Here is a 323-nt window from a genome sequence, read left to right on the forward strand (position 1 = left end):
GAAATTGGTAGACGCACTAGATTTAGGTTCTAGCGCCGCAAGGTGTGCGAGTTCAAGTCTCGCCTCCCGCACCATTTTCATCGGTTGTCACAGTAGATGGGATATCGCCAAGCGGTAAGGCACCAGGTTTTGATCCTGGCATTCCCAGGTTCGAATCCTGGTATCCCAGCCATTTCTTTGAAGTGGAATACTGTTAAACAAAGTTGTGATTAAAAAGAATTGTATTTCTGTTGGGATATCGCCAAGCGGTAAGGCACCAGGTTTTGATCCTGGCATTCCCAGGTTCGAATCCTGGTATCCCAGCCATACAATTTCTCAAAAGA

The 323-nt window shown here is 46.4% G+C and carries 2 tRNA genes; both read left to right on the forward strand.

Annotation, left to right across the window (positions count from 1 at the left end):
• Positions 1-97 precede the first annotated feature (97 nt).
• Positions 98-172: transfer RNA gene (locus tag YROHD0001_RS00040), tRNA-Gln, on the forward strand.
• A gap of 59 nt (positions 173-231) precedes the next feature.
• A tRNA-Gln gene (locus tag YROHD0001_RS00035) sits at positions 232-306 on the forward strand.
• Positions 307-323 lie beyond the last annotated feature (17 nt).

The organism is Yersinia rohdei ATCC 43380, assembly GCF_000173775.1.
In the GTDB taxonomy this organism is placed as follows: domain Bacteria; phylum Pseudomonadota; class Gammaproteobacteria; order Enterobacterales; family Enterobacteriaceae; genus Yersinia; species Yersinia rohdei.